The 3,037-nt window shown below is 31.2% G+C and carries 3 protein-coding genes; all 3 read left to right on the top strand.

Annotated elements, in window-relative coordinates; all coding sequences use genetic code 11:
• Positions 1-962 (top strand): LytTR family transcriptional regulator DNA-binding domain-containing protein (locus ACIQ0M_RS15405; protein WP_396153828.1); only part of this gene is annotated, 962 nt, incomplete at its 5' end.
• Positions 963-1,177: 215 nt separating this feature from the next.
• On the top strand, positions 1,178-1,342 hold the full coding sequence (locus ACIQ0M_RS15400; protein ID WP_396153826.1) for a hypothetical protein: 165 nt from the start codon (positions 1,178-1,180) through the stop codon (positions 1,340-1,342).
• Positions 1,343-1,434: 92 nt separating this feature from the next.
• Positions 1,435-3,037, top strand: a 1,603-nt coding sequence (locus ACIQ0M_RS15395; RefSeq protein ID WP_396153824.1) for a hypothetical protein, incomplete at its 3' end; no start/stop codon positions are given.

The following is a 3,037-nucleotide window of genomic DNA, read 5'->3' as shown; positions in this document are numbered from 1 at the left end:
TTGTTTTTTTAGAGATTAATCCACTTTCTTCAACTTCCAACCTTTCTTTGTTGCTGATAAACGAGTTGCATCGTTTTTTAAAGAAGATCCCGAAAATTATCGCTATTTCACACGATACAAGCAAAGCTTTTGAGGCCGTGAAGTATGATGTATTGGATTTTTTAGTCAAACCATTTTCAGAGAGCGATGTCCGTAAAGCCTTATTGCGTTTTGAAAAAAACAACGACACTCCGGTAATTCGATTAAATCCCGAACCAAGAAAAATTGCCGATTTCAAAGTTGTAGAGCCAAAATTGGAAGTTCAGGAAAACGACAATTTAGCAAAAGAATTAATATCAATTAAACTGGAGTCTGTTCAAGTAAATTCTGTAAACGAGGAATTAATTACATTGCTGAAAACAGAACTATCCGGTTTAAAGGAAGCTATTTTAGAAATAACCAATCAACAGAAACCAACGTTTGATTCTGAAGCGATAACTACACAAATCATTGAAAAGTTACAAGAAGCTCTTCCTAAAGAAAATTCGTCAGTTGATTTAGAACCTCTTCTTTCTGAAATTAAAAACATCACATTTGATTCTCCAAAAACGATAGTGGCAAATGATGAAGTGCACCGGAATTTAATTTGCATTAAATCGTATGGCGATTATCGTTTTTTAGAATTGGATGAAATTGCTTTTTTAAAAGCGGATAACAATTCCACTGATATTACTTTAAATAACGGGGAGGTCATTACTGCGTTTAAAACGCTTAAATATTTTGAAGAAAATCTTCCTTCCTACTTCTTTAGAATACACAACAGTTATATTGTGAACAAGAACTATGTGTCCCGAATTCATACCGGAAACACGGTTTGCTACATTAAAAATGCGAAGACACAACTCCCGTTTTCCAAGAGCTACAAAGAGAATGTAGAGCAAATTATAGCCCAATTAGCGGGATCAGAATTCAAAGACGTCTAAAATAGATTATTCCACCAAGATTTTAGACTAATCCACACTCAAACGAATACCATCTACCAATCATCCCTTGATTTTATTGGCTGTGCGTGATATGCACTATACTTTTACACCGTGAATGATTGTCTCCACGTGATACATTAACATGATAGAATTAAAGTATCAAGCGTTCGCCAACCAGATACGATATTCAACTAATAAATTAATACCACATTATTATGAAAACTTTATTCGCATTATTAGGACTTTTTATGTTTGCTTCTGTTTCTTCTACAGATTTAACGACTAGTGCTACTTCAAAAAATGATCAACCAATATTAACAGAAAATGGTGACGCAGCAGTAGCAGATGGACCAACTAAAAGAAAAGCATTAATTCTTTAAAAGATAGAAATTTTTTTATAAGAGTTTTTTTTGTAAAACCTTATCAAATATTCTAAATCTTTTCAATACTTTTGGATTAAATTCTTAAAGTATTGAAAAGATTTTTTTTATTTTTTATTTTCTCTTTGTTTTTGGCTTGTGATAAATATTCTTCAAATGATGGTAAGAATAAACAATCATTGGACAGTATTAGTATGTACTTGGATAAAACAAATAATTACGAACTTCCAGAGGCGACAGCTTTAGAATATTTAGCTAAAACAGAATCTTTAGTTAATGCTCTTCCTAAAGATACTTTATATTTTAGAAATAAAGTTTATGTTGCTTTCATGTATTACAATTGGGGGAAAAATGATAAGTTCAAAGCGATGTCATATGAGTTAATTGATGAAACAAAGAAAGCAAAAGATTCTCTTTACCTCGCAAGAGCATACAGTTATGTTGGGGATTATTATGCTGATGAAATTTTAATGGATAGTGCGGTAATAAATTATAAAAATGCAGAAAAAGTTTATTTTGGAATTAAAGATAATGTAGGAATTGGCAAGATGAATGTTAAAATGGCTAGTGCAAAATTTAGAGTGAGAGATTATTTAGGGAGTGAAAAATCTGCTGTATTAGCATTAACATATATCCGTTTAGCAAATAATAAGCTCTTGGAGTATGAAGCTAATAATATTTTGGGATTAACTTGTATAGAAACAAAAAACTATGAAAAAGCTAAAGATTATATTCAAAAATCATACGAGTTAGCTAAAGATGAAAAATTAGAGAATCTAGGAATGTTTCAATCTAAGGCAGTATCACTTAATAATTTAGGGTTATTAAATTCTAAAATTGGAAATAACAAAGAAGCACTAAAGTATTTTAATCAAGCAATACAAGAACCAAATTTAGAACAAGAGTATCCAGGTCTTTATGCAACTGTTTTAAATAATAGAGCAAAAGCTAAATTAAAGTTAGATGATTTCTATAATTTACCTTATGAATTTTTTACTGCTTTAGAGATTCGTAAAGAATATGAACTAACACCTGAAATTGTAATCAGCAAAATTAATATATCTGAATATTATCAAAAAAAAGGAATTGTAGATAGTGCACAACATTTTGCACGTGATGCTTATAAAATGGCAAAACAAACTAATATTTTAAATTTACAATTAGAAGCAATTGATCAATTAAGTAAGGTTGAGCCTGAAAATCAAAGTGCTTTTTCCAAAGAGTATGTAAAATTAACAGACAGTTTACTGCAAGCCGAACGTAACGTTTCCGAGAAATTTGCTCGAATAGAATATGAAACCGATGAGTTCAAAAGACAAAAAGAGCAATTGGCCTCTCAAAACCGAAGTATAATTATTTTTGCTTTTTTTGCTATTTTTATTATTATATTATTGTATGTTATCCGTGACCAACGGAGTAGAAATAAATACTTTCGATTGCGGGAGGAACAGCAAAAAGCCAACGAAGAAATTTATAGCTTGATGCTTAGTCAACAAAGGAAGTTAGACGAAGTGGTTTTAAAAGAAAAGCAACGCATTGGTCAAGAATTGCATGACGGGGTGTTGGGACGTTTGTTTGGAGCACGACTCAACTTAGATAGTTTAAATAGAAAAGATGATGAGCTTGCCATTGCCGGCAGAGACCATTATATTGCTGAACTCAAATTTATTGAACAAGATATTCGCGAAATCTCGC

Origin of the sequence: Flavobacterium sp. (assembly GCF_044339515.1) — a bacterium.
Taxonomy (GTDB): Bacteria; Bacteroidota; Bacteroidia; order Flavobacteriales; family Flavobacteriaceae; genus Flavobacterium.
The sequence above is the reverse complement of the archived record's forward strand: the minus strand, read 5'-3'. Positions and strand labels throughout refer to the sequence as shown.

What these genes read in the sequence shown, in the direction of transcription:
- ACIQ0M_RS15400 (WP_396153826.1), top strand. Translation starts at nt 1,178, where the DNA reads ATGAAAACTTTATTCGCATTATTAGGACTTTTTATGTTTGCTTCTGTT.